Source organism: Paraburkholderia sp. OAS925, assembly GCF_040543975.1.
In the GTDB taxonomy this organism is placed as follows: Bacteria; Pseudomonadota; Gammaproteobacteria; order Burkholderiales; family Burkholderiaceae; genus Paraburkholderia; species Paraburkholderia graminis.
The window spans coordinates 422,350-438,789 of record NZ_JBEUNO010000001.1; the positions used below are offsets into that span (position 1 = coordinate 422,350).

14 protein-coding genes and 1 tRNA gene are annotated in these 16,440 nt (G+C 64.5%); 10 read left to right on the forward strand and 5 right to left on the reverse strand.

Translation table 11 applies throughout. The features are described 5' to 3' along the window. The first annotated feature begins 97 nt into the window (after positions 1 to 97). The 10 genes from rsmB (at position 98) to ABIE53_RS01925 (ending at position 9,436) form a co-directional block, all read left to right on the forward strand. Positions 98 to 1,537, forward strand: coding sequence for a 16S rRNA (cytosine(967)-C(5))-methyltransferase RsmB (rsmB, locus tag ABIE53_RS01880; protein ID WP_029969434.1), 1,440 nt, complete (start codon positions 98 to 100; stop codon positions 1,535 to 1,537). Beyond that, positions 1,534 to 2,133, forward strand: coding sequence for a DUF4390 domain-containing protein (locus tag ABIE53_RS01885; protein WP_114155683.1), 600 nt, complete (start codon positions 1,534 to 1,536; stop codon positions 2,131 to 2,133). The genes rsmB and ABIE53_RS01885 overlap by 4 nt, the downstream gene beginning before the upstream one ends. Then, a complete protein-coding gene (locus ABIE53_RS01890; RefSeq protein ID WP_029969436.1) occupies positions 2,123 to 4,537 on the forward strand; it encodes a sensor histidine kinase in 2,415 nt (804 codons plus the stop codon). Before ABIE53_RS01885 ends, ABIE53_RS01890 begins: the two co-directional genes overlap by 11 nt. Next, the gene (esaR, locus tag ABIE53_RS01895; protein WP_006050543.1) at positions 4,538 to 5,227 is read left to right on the forward strand and encodes a response regulator transcription factor EsaR; all 690 of its coding nucleotides are present in this window, start codon (positions 4,538 to 4,540) and stop codon (positions 5,225 to 5,227) included. Between the two features lie 108 nt (positions 5,228 to 5,335). Continuing rightward, a tRNA-Phe gene (locus ABIE53_RS01900) sits at positions 5,336 to 5,411 on the forward strand. 383 nt (positions 5,412 to 5,794) lie between these two features. Further along, positions 5,795 to 6,526, forward strand: coding sequence for a 7-cyano-7-deazaguanine synthase QueC (queC, locus tag ABIE53_RS01905; RefSeq protein WP_192699935.1), 732 nt, complete (start codon positions 5,795 to 5,797; stop codon positions 6,524 to 6,526). Positions 6,527 to 6,624: 98 nt separating this feature from the next. Continuing rightward, entirely contained in the window at positions 6,625 to 7,257 is a 633-nt protein-coding gene (gene queE, locus ABIE53_RS01910) for a 7-carboxy-7-deazaguanine synthase (protein WP_006050541.1), read from the forward strand. A 9-nt stretch (positions 7,258 to 7,266) separates the two neighbouring features. Next, entirely contained in the window at positions 7,267 to 7,710 is a 444-nt protein-coding gene (queD, locus tag ABIE53_RS01915; protein ID WP_107709344.1) for a 6-carboxytetrahydropterin synthase QueD, read from the forward strand. Between the two features lie 227 nt (positions 7,711 to 7,937). Then, positions 7,938 to 8,720 (forward strand): HpcH/HpaI aldolase family protein, encoded by a 783-nt coding sequence (locus tag ABIE53_RS01920; protein ID WP_114155685.1) that lies wholly within the window; start codon positions 7,938 to 7,940, stop codon positions 8,718 to 8,720. Beyond that, a complete protein-coding gene (locus ABIE53_RS01925) occupies positions 8,717 to 9,436 on the forward strand; it encodes a tetratricopeptide repeat protein (protein WP_114155686.1) in 720 nt (239 codons plus the stop codon). Before ABIE53_RS01920 ends, ABIE53_RS01925 begins: the two co-directional genes overlap by 4 nt. 117 nt (positions 9,437 to 9,553) lie before the next feature. On the opposite strand, the gene rodA is transcribed toward ABIE53_RS01925, so the two are convergent. The 5 genes from rodA to ABIE53_RS01950 form a co-directional block, all read right to left on the reverse strand. Further along, positions 9,554 to 10,702: a rod shape-determining protein RodA gene (gene rodA, locus ABIE53_RS01930; RefSeq protein WP_029969445.1), complete on the reverse strand. Its 1,149-nt coding sequence runs from the start codon at positions 10,700 to 10,702 to the stop codon at positions 9,554 to 9,556. Positions 10,703 to 10,712: 10 nt separating this feature from the next. Continuing rightward, positions 10,713 to 13,232 (reverse strand): penicillin-binding protein 2, encoded by a 2,520-nt coding sequence (gene mrdA / locus ABIE53_RS01935; protein WP_114155687.1) that lies wholly within the window; start codon positions 13,230 to 13,232, stop codon positions 10,713 to 10,715. Between the two features lie 139 nt (positions 13,233 to 13,371). After that, entirely contained in the window at positions 13,372 to 13,884 is a 513-nt protein-coding gene (gene mreD, locus ABIE53_RS01940) for a rod shape-determining protein MreD (RefSeq protein ID WP_006050535.1), read from the reverse strand. Next, positions 13,881 to 15,005, reverse strand: a complete 1,125-nt coding sequence (gene mreC, locus ABIE53_RS01945; protein ID WP_114155688.1) for a rod shape-determining protein MreC — start codon at positions 15,003 to 15,005, stop codon at positions 13,881 to 13,883. The genes mreD and mreC overlap by 4 nt, the downstream gene beginning before the upstream one ends. Positions 15,006 to 15,156: 151 nt before the next feature. Beyond that, the gene (locus ABIE53_RS01950) at positions 15,157 to 16,200 is read right to left on the reverse strand and encodes a rod shape-determining protein (protein WP_004189550.1); all 1,044 of its coding nucleotides are present in this window, start codon (positions 16,198 to 16,200) and stop codon (positions 15,157 to 15,159) included. Positions 16,201 to 16,440: the final 240 nt, after the last annotated feature.

Here is a 16,440-nt window from a genome sequence, read left to right on the forward strand (position 1 = left end):
CGCACTGCACACGCCCGCTCGCGGTCCACACGCCGCGCCACGCTACAATGTGTGCTCATTGTGCCGCGCCTACCGCGCGGCCTGCCTTTGTTCTTCCATGATCCCAAAGCCTTCTTCGCGTTCTGCTTCTTCGTCGGCGCGTCCGCGCGAATCCCGCTTGTCCGTGCTGCATCTCGCGCCGGAATCGCTCGGCTTCGCGCTCGATTGCGCCGCGCAGGCCGTCGGCGCCGTGCGCCTCGGCGCGGCTTTGCCGGCCGCGCTGCAAACCGTTTTCGTGGCCGCACCCGAGGGCAGTGCCGCTGCCGCGCGCGGCGCGGTGCAGGACATCGCGTATCGCACGATGCGGCGTCTCGGGACGGCTGAGTGGCTGATCGCGAAGCTCGTCAAGAAAGCGCCGCCGCCGCATGTCGGTCACGTACTGGCCTGCGCGCTCGCGTTATTAATCGACGACGAAGCGAGCGCCGCCTACACGCCGTTCACCGTGGTCGACCAGGCGGTCGGGGCGATCTCGGCTCGCCGTGAATTCGCTTTCGCGAAGGGGCTCGTCAACGCCGTGCTGCGCAACTTCCTACGCGAACGCGACGCGCTGCTGACAGAAGCGCAAGCCGACGAAGTCGCGCGCTGGAATTACCCGACATGGTGGATCGACGCGGTGAGACGCGCATGGCCCGACGCATGGCAAGACGTGCTCGCGGCCGGCAATACGCAAGGCCCGTTGACGCTGCGCGTGAACGCGCGTCATTCGACGGTCGAAGCGTACCTGCAAGTGCTCGAGGACCATCACATCAGCGCGAGCAAGGTCGGCGACTACGCGGTGATGCTCGCCACACCGATGCCGGTCGATCGCATTCCTGGCTTTAACGAGGGCGTCGTGTCCGTGCAGGACGCGGGCGCGCAGCTCGCCGCGCAACTGCTCGGCGTGCGCGACGGCATGCGCGTGCTCGACGCGTGCGCCGCGCCGGGCGGCAAGACCGGGCATCTGCTCGAACTCGCGAACCTGCAGCTGGTGGCGCTCGAAAGCGACGTGTCGCGCGCGCGGCGGATCGGCGAAAACCTGCAGCGGCTCAAGCTCGAAGCGGAGGTGCGAATCGGCGACGCCGGCGCGCCGTCCAAATGGCACGACGACATCGACCAGCCGTTCGACCGCATTCTCGCCGACGTGCCGTGTTCGGCGTCGGGCATCGTGCGGCGTCATCCGGACATTCGCTGGTTGCGCCGCGCGTCCGATATTCCCGCTCTCGTCGACGAACAGCGGCGCATTCTCGGCGCGCTCTGGCCGCTCGTGAAACCTGGCGGCGAATTGCTTTACGTTACGTGCTCGATCTTTCCCGAAGAAGGCGAGTTGCAGGCGCAGTGGTTTGGAAACAAATATCAGGATGCGGTACGATTGGACGCGCCGGGGCAACTTCTACCTTCAGTCGCCCGCGCGCCCGCCGACACATCGGCCGGTTCCCATGCCGGAGAATTCGCTGACATCAGCGCCGGCGCGAACTCAGACCACGACGGATTTTTCTACGCGCGCTTTCAGAAACGGTGACCATCAAACGCTTCTTCCCGCTTCGGCTCGCTGCCGTGCTCTGGGTCGCGCTAGCCGTCTGGCTTGCGGCACCCGGCGTGGCGCACGCCGACTCGATCGCCGTGCAGCGCGCTTCGCTGCAAGCGGACAACACCGGTTGGAGCCTCGACGCGCGTTTCGACTTCGATTTGAACAGCAATCTCGAAGACGCGGTCAATAAAGGCATTCCGCTTTACTTCACGACCGACTTCGAATTGAGCCGGCCGCGCTGGTACTGGTTCGACGAACAGCCGGTCAACGTGTCGCAGAGTCTGCGTCTGTCGTTCCAGCCGCTCACGCGCGAATATCGCGTGTCGAGCGTGTCGTCCGGCGGTTTGCAGCTTGGCTTTTCCACGCTGAAAGACGCGCTCGCGGTCATCAAGCATGTGTCGTCGTGGCATGTGATCGAGCGCAACGACGTGCATGCCGGTGAGACTTACAACGCGTCGGTGCGCATGCAGCTCGACATCGCGTTGATGCCCAAGCCGTTTCAGATCGACGCGGTGAATAACCGCGACTGGAACCTCGCTTCCGAATGGAAGCGCTTTACTTTCACGGTGACCGAACGTGCTAAATAAAGTGCGCTCCGCCACCAGTGTCAGCAGCATCGTCGTGCGCGTGCTGGTCTCCACGGTCGCCGTGACGGCCGTGCTGCTGCTCGTGCTGCTCGCCGCGGCAAGCGCGAATACCGAATTCTTCGACCGCTATTACCAGTGGCTGTATGCCGCGAATCTGGTGGTCGCGATGATCTTTCTGCTGGTGGTGGCGACGCTCGTCATCATCATCATCGTGCGATTGCGAAAGGGGAAGTTCGGCACGCGGCTGCTTGCGAAGCTGGCGTTTTTCATGGCGCTCGTCGGCGTGGTGCCGGGCGGCATCATCTATGTGGTCTCGTATCAGTTCGTGTCGCGCAGCATCGAATCGTGGTTCGACGTGAATGTGGAAACCGCGCTGACGTCGGGCCTGAATCTCGGGCGCGGCATGCTCGACGCGTCGCTGTCCGATCTGCAAACCAAGGGCCGCCTGATGTCGGAGCAGCTCGCGAGCGCGGACGCCGCCGGCACGACGCTCACGTTGCTGCGTCTGCGCGATCAGTTCGGCGTGCAGGAGGCGACCATCGTCGAACCGACGCGCAGCATGTCCGGCGCGACGCCCGACATGCACGTGGTCGCGCAGGCATCGAGTAACTACGCGTCGCTCGTGCCGAACGATCTGCCCACGCCGCTGATGGTCGACGCGGCGCGCGGGCGCGGCTACGCGGCGATCGAAGGCGAAGTCGACGGCGATCCTCGCGCGCACGGCAGCAAGGGCGCGCTGCGGCTGCGCGTCGTGCAGCGCATTCCCGATTCGAACGCGTCGCTGCTGCAGCCCACCGAGCGCTTCCTGCAACTCACGCAGCCGGTGTCGCAATCGCTTGCACGCAATGCCGACGCCGTGCAGCGCGCGTATCGCGAGTATCAGGAGAAAGCGCTCGGACGTACGGGGCTGCGCAAGATGTACATCGGCACGCTGACGCTCGCGCTGTTCCTCGCGACCTTCATCGCGATGATGCTCGCGCTCGCGCTCGGCAATCAGCTCGCACGGCCGCTCTTCCTGCTCGCTCAAGGCACGAAGGAAATCACCGAGGGCGATTACACGCCGAAGCGCGAAATCAAGTCGCGCGACGAACTCGGCTTTCTCACGCAGTCGTTCAATGCGATGACGCGGCAGTTGTCCGAGGCGCGCGCCGCGGTTGAGAACAACCGCATCGCGCTCGAGCATTCGAAGGCGTATCTGGAGAGCATTCTCGCGAACCTGACGGCCGGCGTGTTCGTGTTCGACCGGCAGTTCCGCCTCACTACCGCGAATCGCGGCGCCGAGCGCATCTTCCGTCAGCAGTTCCAGGAAGTGCTCGGCTCGGCGCTCGAACAGATCGGCGTGCTAAGCGAATTCGGCGGCATGGTGCGCAAGGCCTTTGCCGATCGCGAAGCGGCAAGCGGCGACGGTCACGACGACGGCGGTCACTGGCAGCAACAGTTTTCGGTTCAGGTGGCGGGCGAATCCGAGCCGCTCACGCTGCTCGTGCGCGGCGCGCGCCTTGTGTCCGCAACCGATCGCGACGCGCAGGACATGCAGACGTCGGGCTACGTCGTTGTGTTCGACGACATCTCGGACGTGATCTCCGCGCAGCGTTCCATTGCGTGGGGCGAAGTGGCGCGGCGGCTCGCGCATGAGATCAAGAATCCGCTCACGCCGATCCAGCTTTCGGCCGAGCGTTTGCAGATGAAGCTAGCGGACAAGCTGACGCCGTCCGACGCCGATGTCTTGAAGCGCGGCGCGACCACGATCGTGAACCAGGTCGCGGCGATGAAGCAGATGGTCGACAACTTCCGCGACTACGCGCGCACGCCGCCCGCTGTGCTCGCGCATCTGCAATTGAACGAACTCGTGAGCGAAGTGCTGACGCTGTACGGTATCGAAGAAGGCAAGGGCGCCATTCAGGTCGAGCTCTCCGAACTGCCCGCGATTCGCGGCGACGCCACGCAATTGCGCCAAGTGATCCACAACCTGCTGCAGAATGCACAGGACGCGGTGGCCGACGTCGAGCGCCCGCGTGTGCTGCTCGAGACGAGGACAGTAGAATACGGAGACCCCGATGCGCAAGGCAAGGCGCGCATCGCGGTGCGGCTGACAGTGTCGGATAACGGACCGGGTTTCCCCACGCGCATTCTCACGCGTGCATTCGAACCTTACGTGACGACCAAGGCCAAGGGCACGGGCCTGGGTCTTGCGATGGTCAAGAAGATCGTCGACGAACATGGCGCGCGCATCGACATTCGCAACCGCATGAAAGCGGGCGATGTGATCGAAGGCGCGCAGATTTCGATTCTCTTCCTTCAACTGGCAGACGACGCCGCGGCTCCCGAAGCGGGACCGCGTCCTGCGCACGGCGGTACGTCGCAGGGAAAGACAAAAGCAACAGTGCAGACAAAGGCAGCGTAAATGGCAACCATCCTGGTGGTAGATGATGAAATGGGCATCCGGGAATTGCTCTCGGAGATCCTAAGCGACGAGGGGCATGTCGTGGAGGCGGCGGAAAACGCGCAGCAGGCGCGCGAGTTCCGCTTGCGTCAGGCGCCGGACCTGGTGCTGCTCGACATCTGGATGCCCGATACCGACGGCGTGACGTTGCTCAAGGAATGGGCTGCGCAAGGGCAACTGACCATGCCGGTGATCATGATGTCCGGTCACGCGACCATCGACACGGCAGTCGAAGCGACCAAGATCGGCGCGCTCAACTTTCTTGAGAAGCCGATCGCGTTGCAGAAACTGCTGAAAGCCGTCGAACAGGGCCTCGCGCGCGGCACGGCGGCGGTCGCGCCTGGCGGCGTGGCGGCGAAATCCCCGTTGCCGATGAATTCGTCGACGGTGGCTTCGGCCGCGGCTCTGCCGATGCTGTCCGCCGACGGTCACGGCAGCGGCGTGCTTGCGGCGCAAACGGCGTCCATTTCGTTCGACATTCCGCTGCGCGATGCACGCGATGCATTCGAGCGCGCGTACTTCGAATATCACCTCGCGCGCGAGAACGGCAGCATGACGCGCGTCGCGGAAAAGACCGGACTGGAGCGCACGCATTTGTATCGCAAGCTCAAGCAACTCGGCGTCGATCTCGGCAAGAACAAAGGTGAGTGAAAGGGCGAGCGGAGACCGCGGATCGCGGGCCGACTTTGCTTTCGCAGATTTTTTGGACAAGGGGGCTTGCCCAGTAGATGACCCTTTGATATCATTTCGTTCTTCGTTGGCCCGGTAGCTCAGTTGGTAGAGCAGCGGATTGAAAATCCGCGTGTCGATGGTTCGATTCCGTCCCAGGCCACCAGGATTCAGCCCCAGGAAATCGCAAGATTCCTGGGGCTTTTCCTTTTGCGGTGGGTTTCATTGCGTCATCCGTGTGGCGTCAGCAGTAGGCTGGGGCGCCCGGCGAGTTTCGGCATCGCGTGATAAAATCGCGCCAGTTCAATGACTTGCATGCGAGTGCGTCGCCCGCCGCCGAATGTGTCGAAGCGCGTGCGACCACGCCGCGATCCGCACCGAACCCCTCGCCCGACGATCAACGGTATAAGCGCCCAGCAGCTTTGCGGCTAAAGGCGCGGCCTATACTGCTTTGGGCCGGCAGCAGTGCCGGCTCGCGTCGCGCCGCGTTGCTTGCATGGCGCACCTCGCGCAGCGCGACGCGGCACTCATCATTCACGGAGTTTCACGGTGATCCGCAAAGACGCTAAACGTAGCGCTCTGGTGCTGTTTTCCGGCGGCCAGGATTCCGCCACGTGCCTCGCATGGGCGCTTGAACGATATGACACGGTCGAGACGCTCGGCTTCGATTATGGTCAGCGGCATCGCGTCGAACTCGAATGCCGCGAGGGTTTTCGCAATGCAGTGGCGCGCACGTTTCCCGCATGGGGCGAGCGCCTCGGCGACGATCACATGATCGACCTGTCGGTGCTTGGCGCGATCAGCGAAACGGCAATGACGCGCGAAATCGAGATCGAGGCCACGGCGGGCGGTTTGCCGAACACCTTCGTGCCGGGCCGCAACCTGATGTTCATGACGATCGCCGCGGCCATCGCTTATCGGCGGGGTCTGGAGGTGCTGGTCGGCGGAATGTGCGAGACGGATTTCTCCGGCTACCCCGATTGCCGCGACGACACGATGAAGGCGTTGCAGGTCGCGCTGAATCTCGGCATGGACTCGCGCTTCGCGCTCGAAACGCCGCTGATGTGGCTCGACAAGGCGGACACGTGGCGGCTCGCGCATGAACTGGGCGGCGACGAACTGGTGGAACTGGTGCGCGTCGAGACCCACACGTGCTACGTCGGCGAGCGTGCGGAACTGCATGCATGGGGTTTCGGCTGTGGCGAATGTCCGGCGTGCCGCTTGCGCAAGCGTGGCTATGAAGCGTATCTCGTCGGCGAGAAGGTAACCGAGCCGGCGTGAGAATTCCGCGCAGCGGCGCGGGTTTCGCAATCATTGTTAGGTACACAAGCACTACAAGGTACGAAAGTACAAGCACACGGTACAGGGCGGAAAGCAGCATGACGTACGCGGTCAAGGAAATCTTCTACACGTTGCAAGGCGAGGGCGCGAATGCCGGACGCCCGGCCGTGTTTTGCCGCTTCGCCGGCTGCAATCTATGGTCGGGTCGCGAGGAAGATCGCGCGGACGCCGTGTGCCGCTTCTGCGACACGGATTTCGTCGGCACCGATGGCGAGAACGGCGGCAAGTACCGCACCGCCGCCGACCTCGTGCAGATGATCGCGTCGCAATGGCCCGAGGGCGAGGGCCAGCGCTTTGTCGTGTGCACCGGCGGCGAGCCGATGCTGCAGATCGACCAGCCGCTCGTCGACGCGCTGCACGCGGCCGGCTTCGAAATCGCCATTGAAACGAACGGCTCGTTGCCGGTGCTCGAGACGATCGACTGGATTTGCGTGAGCCCGAAGGCCGACGCGCCGCTCGTCGTCACGAAGGGCAATGAACTGAAAGTCGTGATTCCGCAGGACAACCAGCGCCTGTCCGACTACGCGAAGCTCGACTTCGACTATTTCCTCGTCCAGCCGATGGACGGCCCGTCGCGCGACATCAACACCAGGCTCGCGATCGACTGGTGCAAACGCCATCCGCAATGGCGCCTGTCGATGCAGACCCACAAGTATCTGAACATTCCCTGATTTGCCGTGCTGACGATTACACGAAAACTCGAATTCGACGCGGGTCACCGCATCCCCGATCACCGCAGCCAGTGCCGTAATCTGCACGGCCATCGCTATGTGCTCGAAATCACGCTGCAAGGCGACCTGGTCGACACCGAAGGCGCGCCCGATCGCGGCATGGTGATGGACTTCGCCGACGTGAAGTCGCTGGCTGTCGAGCATCTCGTCGACAAGTGGGACCACGCGTTCCTCGTCTACGAAGGCGACTCGCAAGTGCGCGGCTTCCTCGAAACCATGGCGGGCCACAAGACGGTCGTGCTCGACCGCATTCCAACCGTGGAAAATCTCGCGGCTGTTGCGTTCGACGTGCTCGCCAACGTCTACGACGCGCACTACGGCGTGAATCTGCGTCTGCATAAGGTGCGCCTGTACGAGACGCCGAATTGCTGGGCCGACGTGGTCCGCGACTAACGCTTCCGAACGCTGCGGCTGCGCGGCCCTGCTGCCGCGTTATTGTCACGGTATGATCGCTCCCACAACCACACGGAGCGAGACATGCCGGTCACAGCATTGCGTCGCAGCAGGCAGAGAGGCCGCCCGCGTCCGGGCCAGGCTTCTCGCCGCATTCATCCGGCAGGCACGCTCGTCGGCTGCCGCTGGCCCATCGGCGGCGGCCTTCACCGTCATGGAGCGGGGCGATGAGCACCTCCACGAATCCCCTCAAGCAACGTCTGAAAGAAGCCGATCCGCTGTTCGGGCTATGGCTGTCGCTCGGCAGCGATGCCGCCGCGGAGGCGCTCGCGCACGCCGGCTTCGACTGGCTGCTGATCGACATGGAACACGCGCCCAACGACAGCGGCGACGTGACCTCGCAATTGCGTGCGATCGCCGCCGCGCATTTGCCGAGCGAACCGGTGGTGCGTCTGCCGGCCAGCGAGGCGTGGCTCGTCAAGCGTGTGATGGATGCCGGCGCGCGCACGCTGATGTTTCCGAACATCGAGTCCGCCGAAGAAGCGGCGCACGCGGTGCGGCTCACGCAATATCCGAGCGCCGAGGCGGTCGATGGTCTGCGCGGCGTCGCCGGAGTGGTGCGAGCCGCGGCCTACGGCATGCGGCGCGACTACGTGCAAACGGCTAACGCGCAGATCGCGACCATCGTGCAGATCGAGTCGGCGCGCGGACTCGACGAAGTGGAAAAGATCGCGGCGACGCCGGGCGTCGATTGCCTGTTCGTCGGCCCCGCCGATCTCGCGGCGAGCCTCGGCCATCTCGGCGATTCGAAGCATGCCGACGTGCAGGCGGCCATGGCGCGCATCGTCAGCGCGGCCGACAAGGCGGGCATCGCAGCCGGCATTTTTTCGATGGACGCCGCGAGCGCAAGGCAGCATCGCGATAGCGGTTTTCGTTTTATCGCTCTGGCCGCCGACGTCATGTGGATGTTGCGCGCAACCCGCCAGGCGTTGCAGGAGGTAAGAGCATGAAGTGGATGATGCGTGGCGTCGTCGTGCGGCTGGCGATCGCGGCGGCGCTGACGGCGGGCATGACGGGCATGACGGGCATGGCGGCGCAGGCGCAGGATCGCCTCGCGAAACCGAACGATCCCGAGACGCAAACGGCGGTTGCCGACTACAACGCCGGCAATTTCGCTGCGGCGCTTGCCGAATTCCGCAAGGCGGCCGAGCGCGGCAGCCGCCTCGCGCAGTTCAATTACGCGATGATGCTGCTCAACGGCGAGGGCACGGCGGTCAACGTCGACGAAGGCAAGAAATGGCTGCGGAAGGCGGCGGATGCCAACATGTCGCACGCGCAGTATGTGTACGGCAAGATGTACGACGATGGCGAGTTTGTCGGCCGCGATCCGGTCGAGGCGCACCGCTGGTTTCTCAGGGCCGCGCAGCAGGGCCATGTGCAGGCGGAACTGGCGCTCGCCAATCAGTTCCTCGATGGACGCGGCACGGACCGCGACAACAAGCAGGCGTTCGTCTGGTACAAGAAGGCGGCGGAGGGCGGCGACATGACCGCGCAGTACGTGACCGGCTCGTTCTACGAGCGCGGCGGCGACGGTGTGGACAAGAATCTGAACGTGGCGCGAGCGTATTACGCAGCGGCGGCCGCGCAGGGCGATCCGGCGGCGCGTCTGAAGTATCAGCAACTGAGTGCGCAGTTGCGGGATCATAAGGAAGTGAAGCCGCAGTAGGCGCAGTGAGCGCGGTGCATGCGGTCGACGCAGTGAACAAGAAGGGGCGCGCCTTGCGGTGCGCCCCTTCTGTTTTGCAGCGCTTGCGCCTGCGTTCGCGCTCGCGATGCCGGGACGCTAGCTCTGCATCAACCGCTTCTGGCGCGCGACGCTCATGATGAGGCCGATGGCGACGCCGAGCGTCGTCAGCGCGGTGCCGCCGTAACTCATGAACGGCAGCGGCACGCCGACCACCGGCAAGATGCCGCTCACCATGCCGATATTGACGAACGCGTAGGTGAAGAACGCCATGGTCAGCGAGCCGGCGAGCAGGCGTCCGAACAACGTCGCGCCGTTCGCCGCGATATACAGCCCGCGCGCGATGAGCAGCATGTAAAGCGTGAGCAGCACGATGCCGCCCGCGAGCCCGAATTCCTCGGAGAACACCGCGAAGATGAAGTCGGTGTGCTTCTCAGGAATGAACTCCAGGTGCGCTTGCGTGCCCTTCAGCCAGCCCTTGCCGAGCGGCCCGCCGGAGCCGATTGCGATCACCGCCTGAATCGTGTGGAAGCCCTTGCCGAGCGGATCGGAAGTCGGATCGAGCAGCGTGCAGATGCGGTGCTTCTGGTAGTCGTGCATCAGCGGCCATTGCACGTCGGGCTGACAGATCTTGTCCTGGAATGCCGCGACGGAGCCGACTGCGATCACGCCGGCAATCAACACCGGCACGATCAGCTTGAAACTCAGGCCCGCGAAATAGATCACGAATAAGCCGGCCGCGAACACGAGCACCGCAGTGCCCAGGTCAGGCTGCTTGGCGATCAGACCGACTGGCACGGCGAGGATCAGCAGTCCGACCACGAAGTCGTACCAGCGCATCACGCCTTCGCGCCGCTGATAGTACCAGGCGAGCATCAGCGGCGTCGCGATCTTCAGAATCTCCGACGGCTGAATCACCACGCCCACGTTGATCCAGCGCTTCGCGCCCTTGCGCGTGAGGCCGAACAGCGCGACCGCGACGAGTAAGGCAATGCCGAACGTATAGAGCGGGACGGCGAAACGCATCAGCGTGGTGGGCGGCACATTGGCGAGCGCCCACATCAGCACGAACGTCAGCATGATGTTGCGCAACTGGTCTTCCACGCGGCCGGGCACGTCGAGACTCGCGCTGTACAAGGTGATGATGCCGACGCACAGCAGCAGAAACACGATCAGTGCGAGCGGGCGATCGAAGCCCGCGAACATCCGCTTGATGCGGTCGAGCCAGGCGCGCTTGTCGAATTGCATGCCTTTCTCCTTATTCGTCGATGCCGCCGGAAACCGGCTGGCGTGGCGGCGCGGGCTCAGTGCCGCTGTCGCGCGATGATTCCCGGGCCGGGTGGGGCGTAGAGTGTGCGGCCGCAGCAGGGGCCGGCTCGCTTGCCGGTCGTGGCTGGCGGGGGGCGGCGGATTTGCGCTGGGCGGGGGCTTTTGTCGCTGAGGCTGGTGTGGCCGCAGCCGATGTCGCCGATGCCGGCAGATTGCGCGCTGCGCCGGTTTGCGCCACCGGCGCGGGAGATCTCGATGTCGCCGCGGCCGGAGCCGAAGCGGCAGGCGATGCTGTTGCCCCAGGCGCACCGTTCACCGATGCGCCCTTCGCCGGAACTCCGTTCGCCTGCGCGCCATTCGCCGGCGCACCGCTCACCGACGCACCATTCACCCCCGAGGCGCCGTTCACCGATGCCGCCGCCCCAGACGCACCATTCACGGCCGCACTCGCACTCGCACCCGCCGCCGCAACCCCCGGCATCGGCAACGCCGTATACCCCGCCGCGATCTTCACCGGTTGCGCCGCTTCCTGCGGCGCCGGCGCACCGCCGACTTCCGGCGCGGACGCGTCCTCGGTCGCCGATGCCGCCGCTGCCACAGCCGCCGCCTGAGCGCCCGGCTTGTTCTTGCCGACGAGGTAGTAGTCGAGCACCTTGCGCGCGATCGGCCCCGCCGACTCCGCGCCCCAGCCGCCGTTTTCGACGATCAACGCGAGCGCGATTTTCGGTTGCTCGGCCGGCGCAAAAGCGATGAAAAGCGCGTGGTCGCGCAAATGTTCGGCGATCGCGTGGCCCTTGTAGTTCGCGCCCTGCAGCGAGTAGACCTGCGCCGTGCCGGTCTTGCCCGCCGCCAGATACGGCGCGCCGATGAACACCTTCGACGCCGTGCCGTTCGTCACCACGCCTTCCATCGCGCGCTTGATGATGTCGATGTCCGACTGCTTGACGGGAATCTTGTCGCTCGGATCGCGCACGACCGGACGCGTATCTTTCGTGATCGGATTTTCGATGTCGCGCACGAGGTGCGGTTTCATCACCACGCCGTTGTTGGCGAGCGTGGCCGTGGCGTGCCCGAGCTGCAGGATCGTGAACGAGTTGTAGCCTTGCCCGATGCCGAGGCTGATCGTCTCGCCTTCGTACCACCTTTGCTGCTCGGGCTTGCGGTACGCCTTGCGCTTCCATTCCGTCGACGGCAGGATGCCGCGCGCCTCGCCCGCGATGTCGATGCCGGTGATCTGGCCGAAGCCCCACGGCTTCATGAAGTTCGCGATGTTGTTCACGCCGAGATCGTGCGCGAGCATGTAGAAGTACGTGTCGTTCGAGACGACGATCGCGCGGTTCATGTCGACCCAGCCCTGACCGGAGCGCACGTCGTTGCGGAAGGTGTGACCGCCGAACGTGTACGAGCCCGGGTCCTGGAAGCCCCAGCCCGGCGTGCGCTTGTGCAGTGTGAGCGCGGCGAGCGCCATGAACGGCTTGTAGGTGGAACCCGGCGGATACGTGCCGTGCAGCGGCCGGTTCAGCAGCGGATGGTCGGGCGAGTTGTTGAGCTCGTCCCAGGTCTGCTGGTCGATGCCGTCGACGAACGAATTCGGATCGAAGCTCGGCGCCGACACGAACGCGAGCACGTCGCCGGTGGCCGGTTCGATGGCGACCAGCGCGCCGCGCCGGCCCGCGAACGCCTGCTCGGCGACCTGTTGCAGGCCGATGTCGAGCGACAGCACGAGATTGTTGCCCGGCGTGGCCTGCGTGCGCGACAGCGTGCGCACGGGCCGGCCGCCCGCGGTGACTTCGACTTCCTCGAAACCGGTCTGCCCGTGCAACTCGGTCTCGTAGCTCTGCTCGACGCCGATCTTGCCGATGTAGTCGGTGCCCTTGTAGTTGTTGGCGTCCAGACGCGGATCGTAGTGCTCGGGATCGCTGTCGTTCTGATCGCTCGCGTCGTCGATGCGCTCCTGGTCGCGCTGCGAAATCCGGCCGATGTAGCCGATCACGTGCGCGGCCGTCGGGCCGAGCGGATATTGGCGGAACAGGCGCGCGCGCACTTCGACGCCGGGAAAGCGGAAGCGTTGCGCGGTGAAGCGCGCGACTTCGTCGTCGGTCAGGCGCGTGCGGATCGGCAGACTCTCGAAGTTCTTCGAGTCTTCCTGCAGCTTCTTGAAGCGGCGGCGGTCGCGGGCGTCGATGGAGACAACCGTGGCCAGATCGTCGATAACCGTTTCGAGCGGCGCGCCGAGCTTGGACGGCGTGATTTCCAGCGTGTAGGCCGAATAGTTTTTGGCCAGCACCACGCCGTTACGGTCGGTGATGATGCCGCGGTTCGGAACGATCGGCGCGACGGAAATGCGGTTTTCGTCGGCTTGCAGCGAGTACTTGCTGTAGTGCCAGACCTGCAGAAACAGGAAGCGAAAGCCGATCAGCCCGAAGCAGACGAACACGAACAGGCCCGCCGCCGCGACGCGCAGGCGGAACTTCGAGAGCTGTTGCTGAGTGTCCTTGAATTCGGTCATGCGATTCTGCAAAAGGCCGGGCGACGGCCATCATGAGTGTGCGCCTGATCCGGGCGAAACCGGAAGGCATGAACGGCAGTGGGCGTCGGGCGGGCAGAAAACATACGTTCCATGGACGGCCGGCGCGCTCGACGCCTGGTTAAATCGGCCGCGTGTCGTCGGGGTCGGCGGGCCGGCGCTGCGGCATCAACAGCAGCACGCTCGCGACCGGCCAGAGGGCGGCTTCGACGAAACCGTCGACCAGATAGCCCCAGCCGGGAAATGCCGCGCCCGTCAGCAGACGGATCACGAACGGCACTACTTGCGCAGTCACGAGCAGCGGCATGACTGCAAAAGTCTGCACGCCGAGCGACATCCACAGTACGCGGCGATGGATCGTGATCGCGCCGTACGAGAGCAGCGTGTACGCCAGCGCGTGCTCGCCGAGCAGGCTTGCGTTGTGCACGTCCATCAGCAGGCCGAGGAAGAACGCGATACCCATGCCGACCTTGCGCGGCTGGTGCACGTTCCAGAACAGCAGCACGAGCGCGACGAAATCGGGCACGCCGATCATGCGGCCCCACGGCATCAGATTCAGCAGAAACGCCGCGGCGAGGCTGAATGCGATGAAGTAGGGATTGACCGGCTGCAGAATGTATTGAGGGCGGTTCATGGCTTTGCCCCGGGCGCGGCTTGCGGCTTCGCTTTTTCGGCGGCGGCGGGTTTCTTCGATGCAGCGGATTTCTGGTCGGCGGCGCCTTGCTTGCCTGCTTGCGCAGCTTGGGCTGGCGTATTGTCCGCAGGTTTGGCCGCGGCGGTTTTGTCCGCGCCGGGTTTTTCCGCCGGTTTCGCGGATTTGTCGGCGGCGGCCTTGCCGTCTGCCTTCGCGCCTTTTTTCGCTTTGGCCGCCTCTTTGGCGGCTGCGGCCGGGTCGGGCTCTTCGGCGGGACGCGGCGGCACGTCGTTCACATAATGCAGCACCAGCAACTGACGCGCGCCGCGCACCGGCGCAATCGGCAGGCAGATCACGCGCGCGAAGGCGGTGTCCGCCTGCTTGTCGACGCGCACGACCTTGGCGACCGGCAGCCCCGGCGGATACACACCGTCGAGCCCGCTCGTGACGAGTTCGTCGCCCGTCTGAACGTCGGCGCTGATCGGCACGAAGCGCAGGTCGAGCGTATCGCCCTTAAGCGTGCCGTAAATGACGCTGCGCAAGCCGGTGCGCACGATCTGCACGGGCACGGCCTGATCCTTGTCGGTCAGCAACGTGACTTCGGCCTGCAGCGGGAACACGCGGGTCACCTGACCGATCACGCCGTCTTCGTTCACGACCGGCGAGCCGTTCTGAATGCCTTGCTGCGCGCCACGATTGATGACGACCTTTTGCGTGAACGGATCGCGCGTGTCGTACTGGATTTCAGCGGGCAACGATTGCGTGGTCGCGCGCTGCGACAGTTGCAGCAATGCGCGCAAATGGCCGTTCTCAGCGGAGAGTTCGGCGGCTGTATTGGCCTGCTGCGACAGTTGAAGGTTGCGCGTGCGCAGCTTTTCGTTGTCGCTGCGCAAGGTGGCGCTCGTCACGGCCAGATCGGCGGCGCCCATGAAGACGTCGCGTGGCACCAGCGCTGCGCGCTGCAACGGATAGAGACCCACGCCGAGCACGCCGCGAACGATTTCGAGCGTCTTGAAGCGTGCGTCGGAGATCAGCAGGGCGAGCGCCAGCACGACGAAAAACACGAGTCGTGCGAGGGCGGACGGGCCTTGCTTGAACAGAGGCGGCGGACTGTATTCCATGGTCGGCGCCGGGGGCGTAAGCGGTTGTGTGAGGCGGCGGCGCGCTAAAAACGCGGTTCAGCGTACGGACGCTGGGCGGCGCAGCCAACGGCAAACGGGCCCGCAAGGGGCCGTTTGCCAGATCCGCGCTGCTGACATCGAACTCGCTCGCTTACTCGTACGAGAAGATGCTGCCGAGCTTGTCCATGCGCTCGAGCGCCATGCCCGAGCCGCGCACGACGCACGTCAGCGGGTCTTCGGCGACGAGCACCGGCAGGCCGGTTTCTTCGGCGAGCAGGCGGTCCAGATCGCGCAGCAGTGCGCCACCGCCCGTGAGCATCATGCCGCGTTCGGCGATGTCCGCGCCGAGTTCCGGCGGCGTTTGCTCGAGCGCGATCTTCACCGACGACACGATCTGATTCAGCGGATCGGTCAGCGCTTCGAGAATCTCATTACTGGAGATGGTGAAGCTGCGCGGAATGCCTTCCGACAGATTGCGGCCCTTCACTTCCATTTCCTTGACTTCGGAACCGGGGAAGGCCGAACCGATTTCCTTCTTGATGGCTTCGGCGGTTTGCTCGCCGATCAGCATGCCGTAGTTGCGGCGGATGTAGTTGACGATGGCTTCGTCGAACTTGTCGCCGCCTACGCGCACCGAGCCCTTGTACACGATGCCGCCGAGCGAGATGACGCCGACTTCCGTCGTGCCGCCACCGATGTCGACGACCATGGAGCCGGTGGCTTCCGACACCGGCAGGCCAGCGCCGATTGCCGCGGCCATGGGTTCTTCAATGAGATAGACCTGCGATGCGCCCGCGCCGTGAGCGGCTTCCTTGATCGCGCGGCGCTCGACCTGGGTCGAACCGCACGGCACGCAAATGATGATGCGCGGCGACGGCGAGAACATGCGCGATTCGTGAGCCGTTTTGATGAACTGCTTGATCATCTGCTCGGTCACCGTGAAGTCGGCGATCACGCCGTCTTTCATGGGGCGGATCGCCTCGATGTTGCCCGGCACCTTGCCGAGCATCTGTTTGGCTTCCTTACCGACTGCCTGAATGGTTTTCTTGCCGTTGGGACCGCCTTCCTGGCGGATGGACACCACCGACGGTTCGTCAAGAACGATGCCTTTGCCACGCATGTAGATAAGCGTGTTGGCGGTGCCTAGATCAATCGCCAGATCGTTGGAGAAGTAGCTGCGCAAAAAACCGAACATTCAAAATCCTGTCTCGCTTGGGGCCGGGCCTCGCAACGTTGCGCAGGGCGGCAGCGGAAAAAAAATAACAGCTTCAACCTGGCGAAGCGGCGCCACTGGAACTTGAAGCTGCGGGGGAGTCTACCGGAGGCCGATACAAAGCCAGGTCAGAAATATCCGAACTCTCTTTACGAAATGTCCAGAAAGGCCTGGGTAAGTCGGTCCGGGTTTGGGTCGAACGCGTAATGATACCTTATAATT

What these genes read in the sequence shown, in the direction of transcription:
- ABIE53_RS01925 (WP_114155686.1), top strand. Translation starts at nt 8,717, where the DNA reads ATGAAGTGGATGATGCGTGGCGTCGTCGTGCGGCTGGCGATCGCGGCG.
- queE (WP_006050541.1), top strand. Translation starts at nt 6,625, where the DNA reads ATGACGTACGCGGTCAAGGAAATCTTCTACACGTTGCAAGGCGAGGGC.
- mreC (WP_114155688.1), bottom strand. Translation starts at nt 15,005, where the DNA reads ATGGAATACAGTCCGCCGCCTCTGTTCAAGCAAGGCCCGTCCGCCCTC.
- esaR (WP_006050543.1), top strand. Translation starts at nt 4,538, where the DNA reads ATGGCAACCATCCTGGTGGTAGATGATGAAATGGGCATCCGGGAATTG.
- rodA (WP_029969445.1), bottom strand. Translation starts at nt 10,702, where the DNA reads ATGCAATTCGACAAGCGCGCCTGGCTCGACCGCATCAAGCGGATGTTC.
- rsmB (WP_029969434.1), top strand. Translation starts at nt 98, where the DNA reads ATGATCCCAAAGCCTTCTTCGCGTTCTGCTTCTTCGTCGGCGCGTCCG.
- mreD (WP_006050535.1), bottom strand. Translation starts at nt 13,884, where the DNA reads ATGAACCGCCCTCAATACATTCTGCAGCCGGTCAATCCCTACTTCATC.
- ABIE53_RS01950 (WP_004189550.1), bottom strand. Translation starts at nt 16,200, where the DNA reads ATGTTCGGTTTTTTGCGCAGCTACTTCTCCAACGATCTGGCGATTGAT.
- mrdA (WP_114155687.1), bottom strand. Translation starts at nt 13,232, where the DNA reads ATGACCGAATTCAAGGACACTCAGCAACAGCTCTCGAAGTTCCGCCTG.
- ABIE53_RS01920 (WP_114155685.1), top strand. Translation starts at nt 7,938, where the DNA reads ATGAGCACCTCCACGAATCCCCTCAAGCAACGTCTGAAAGAAGCCGAT.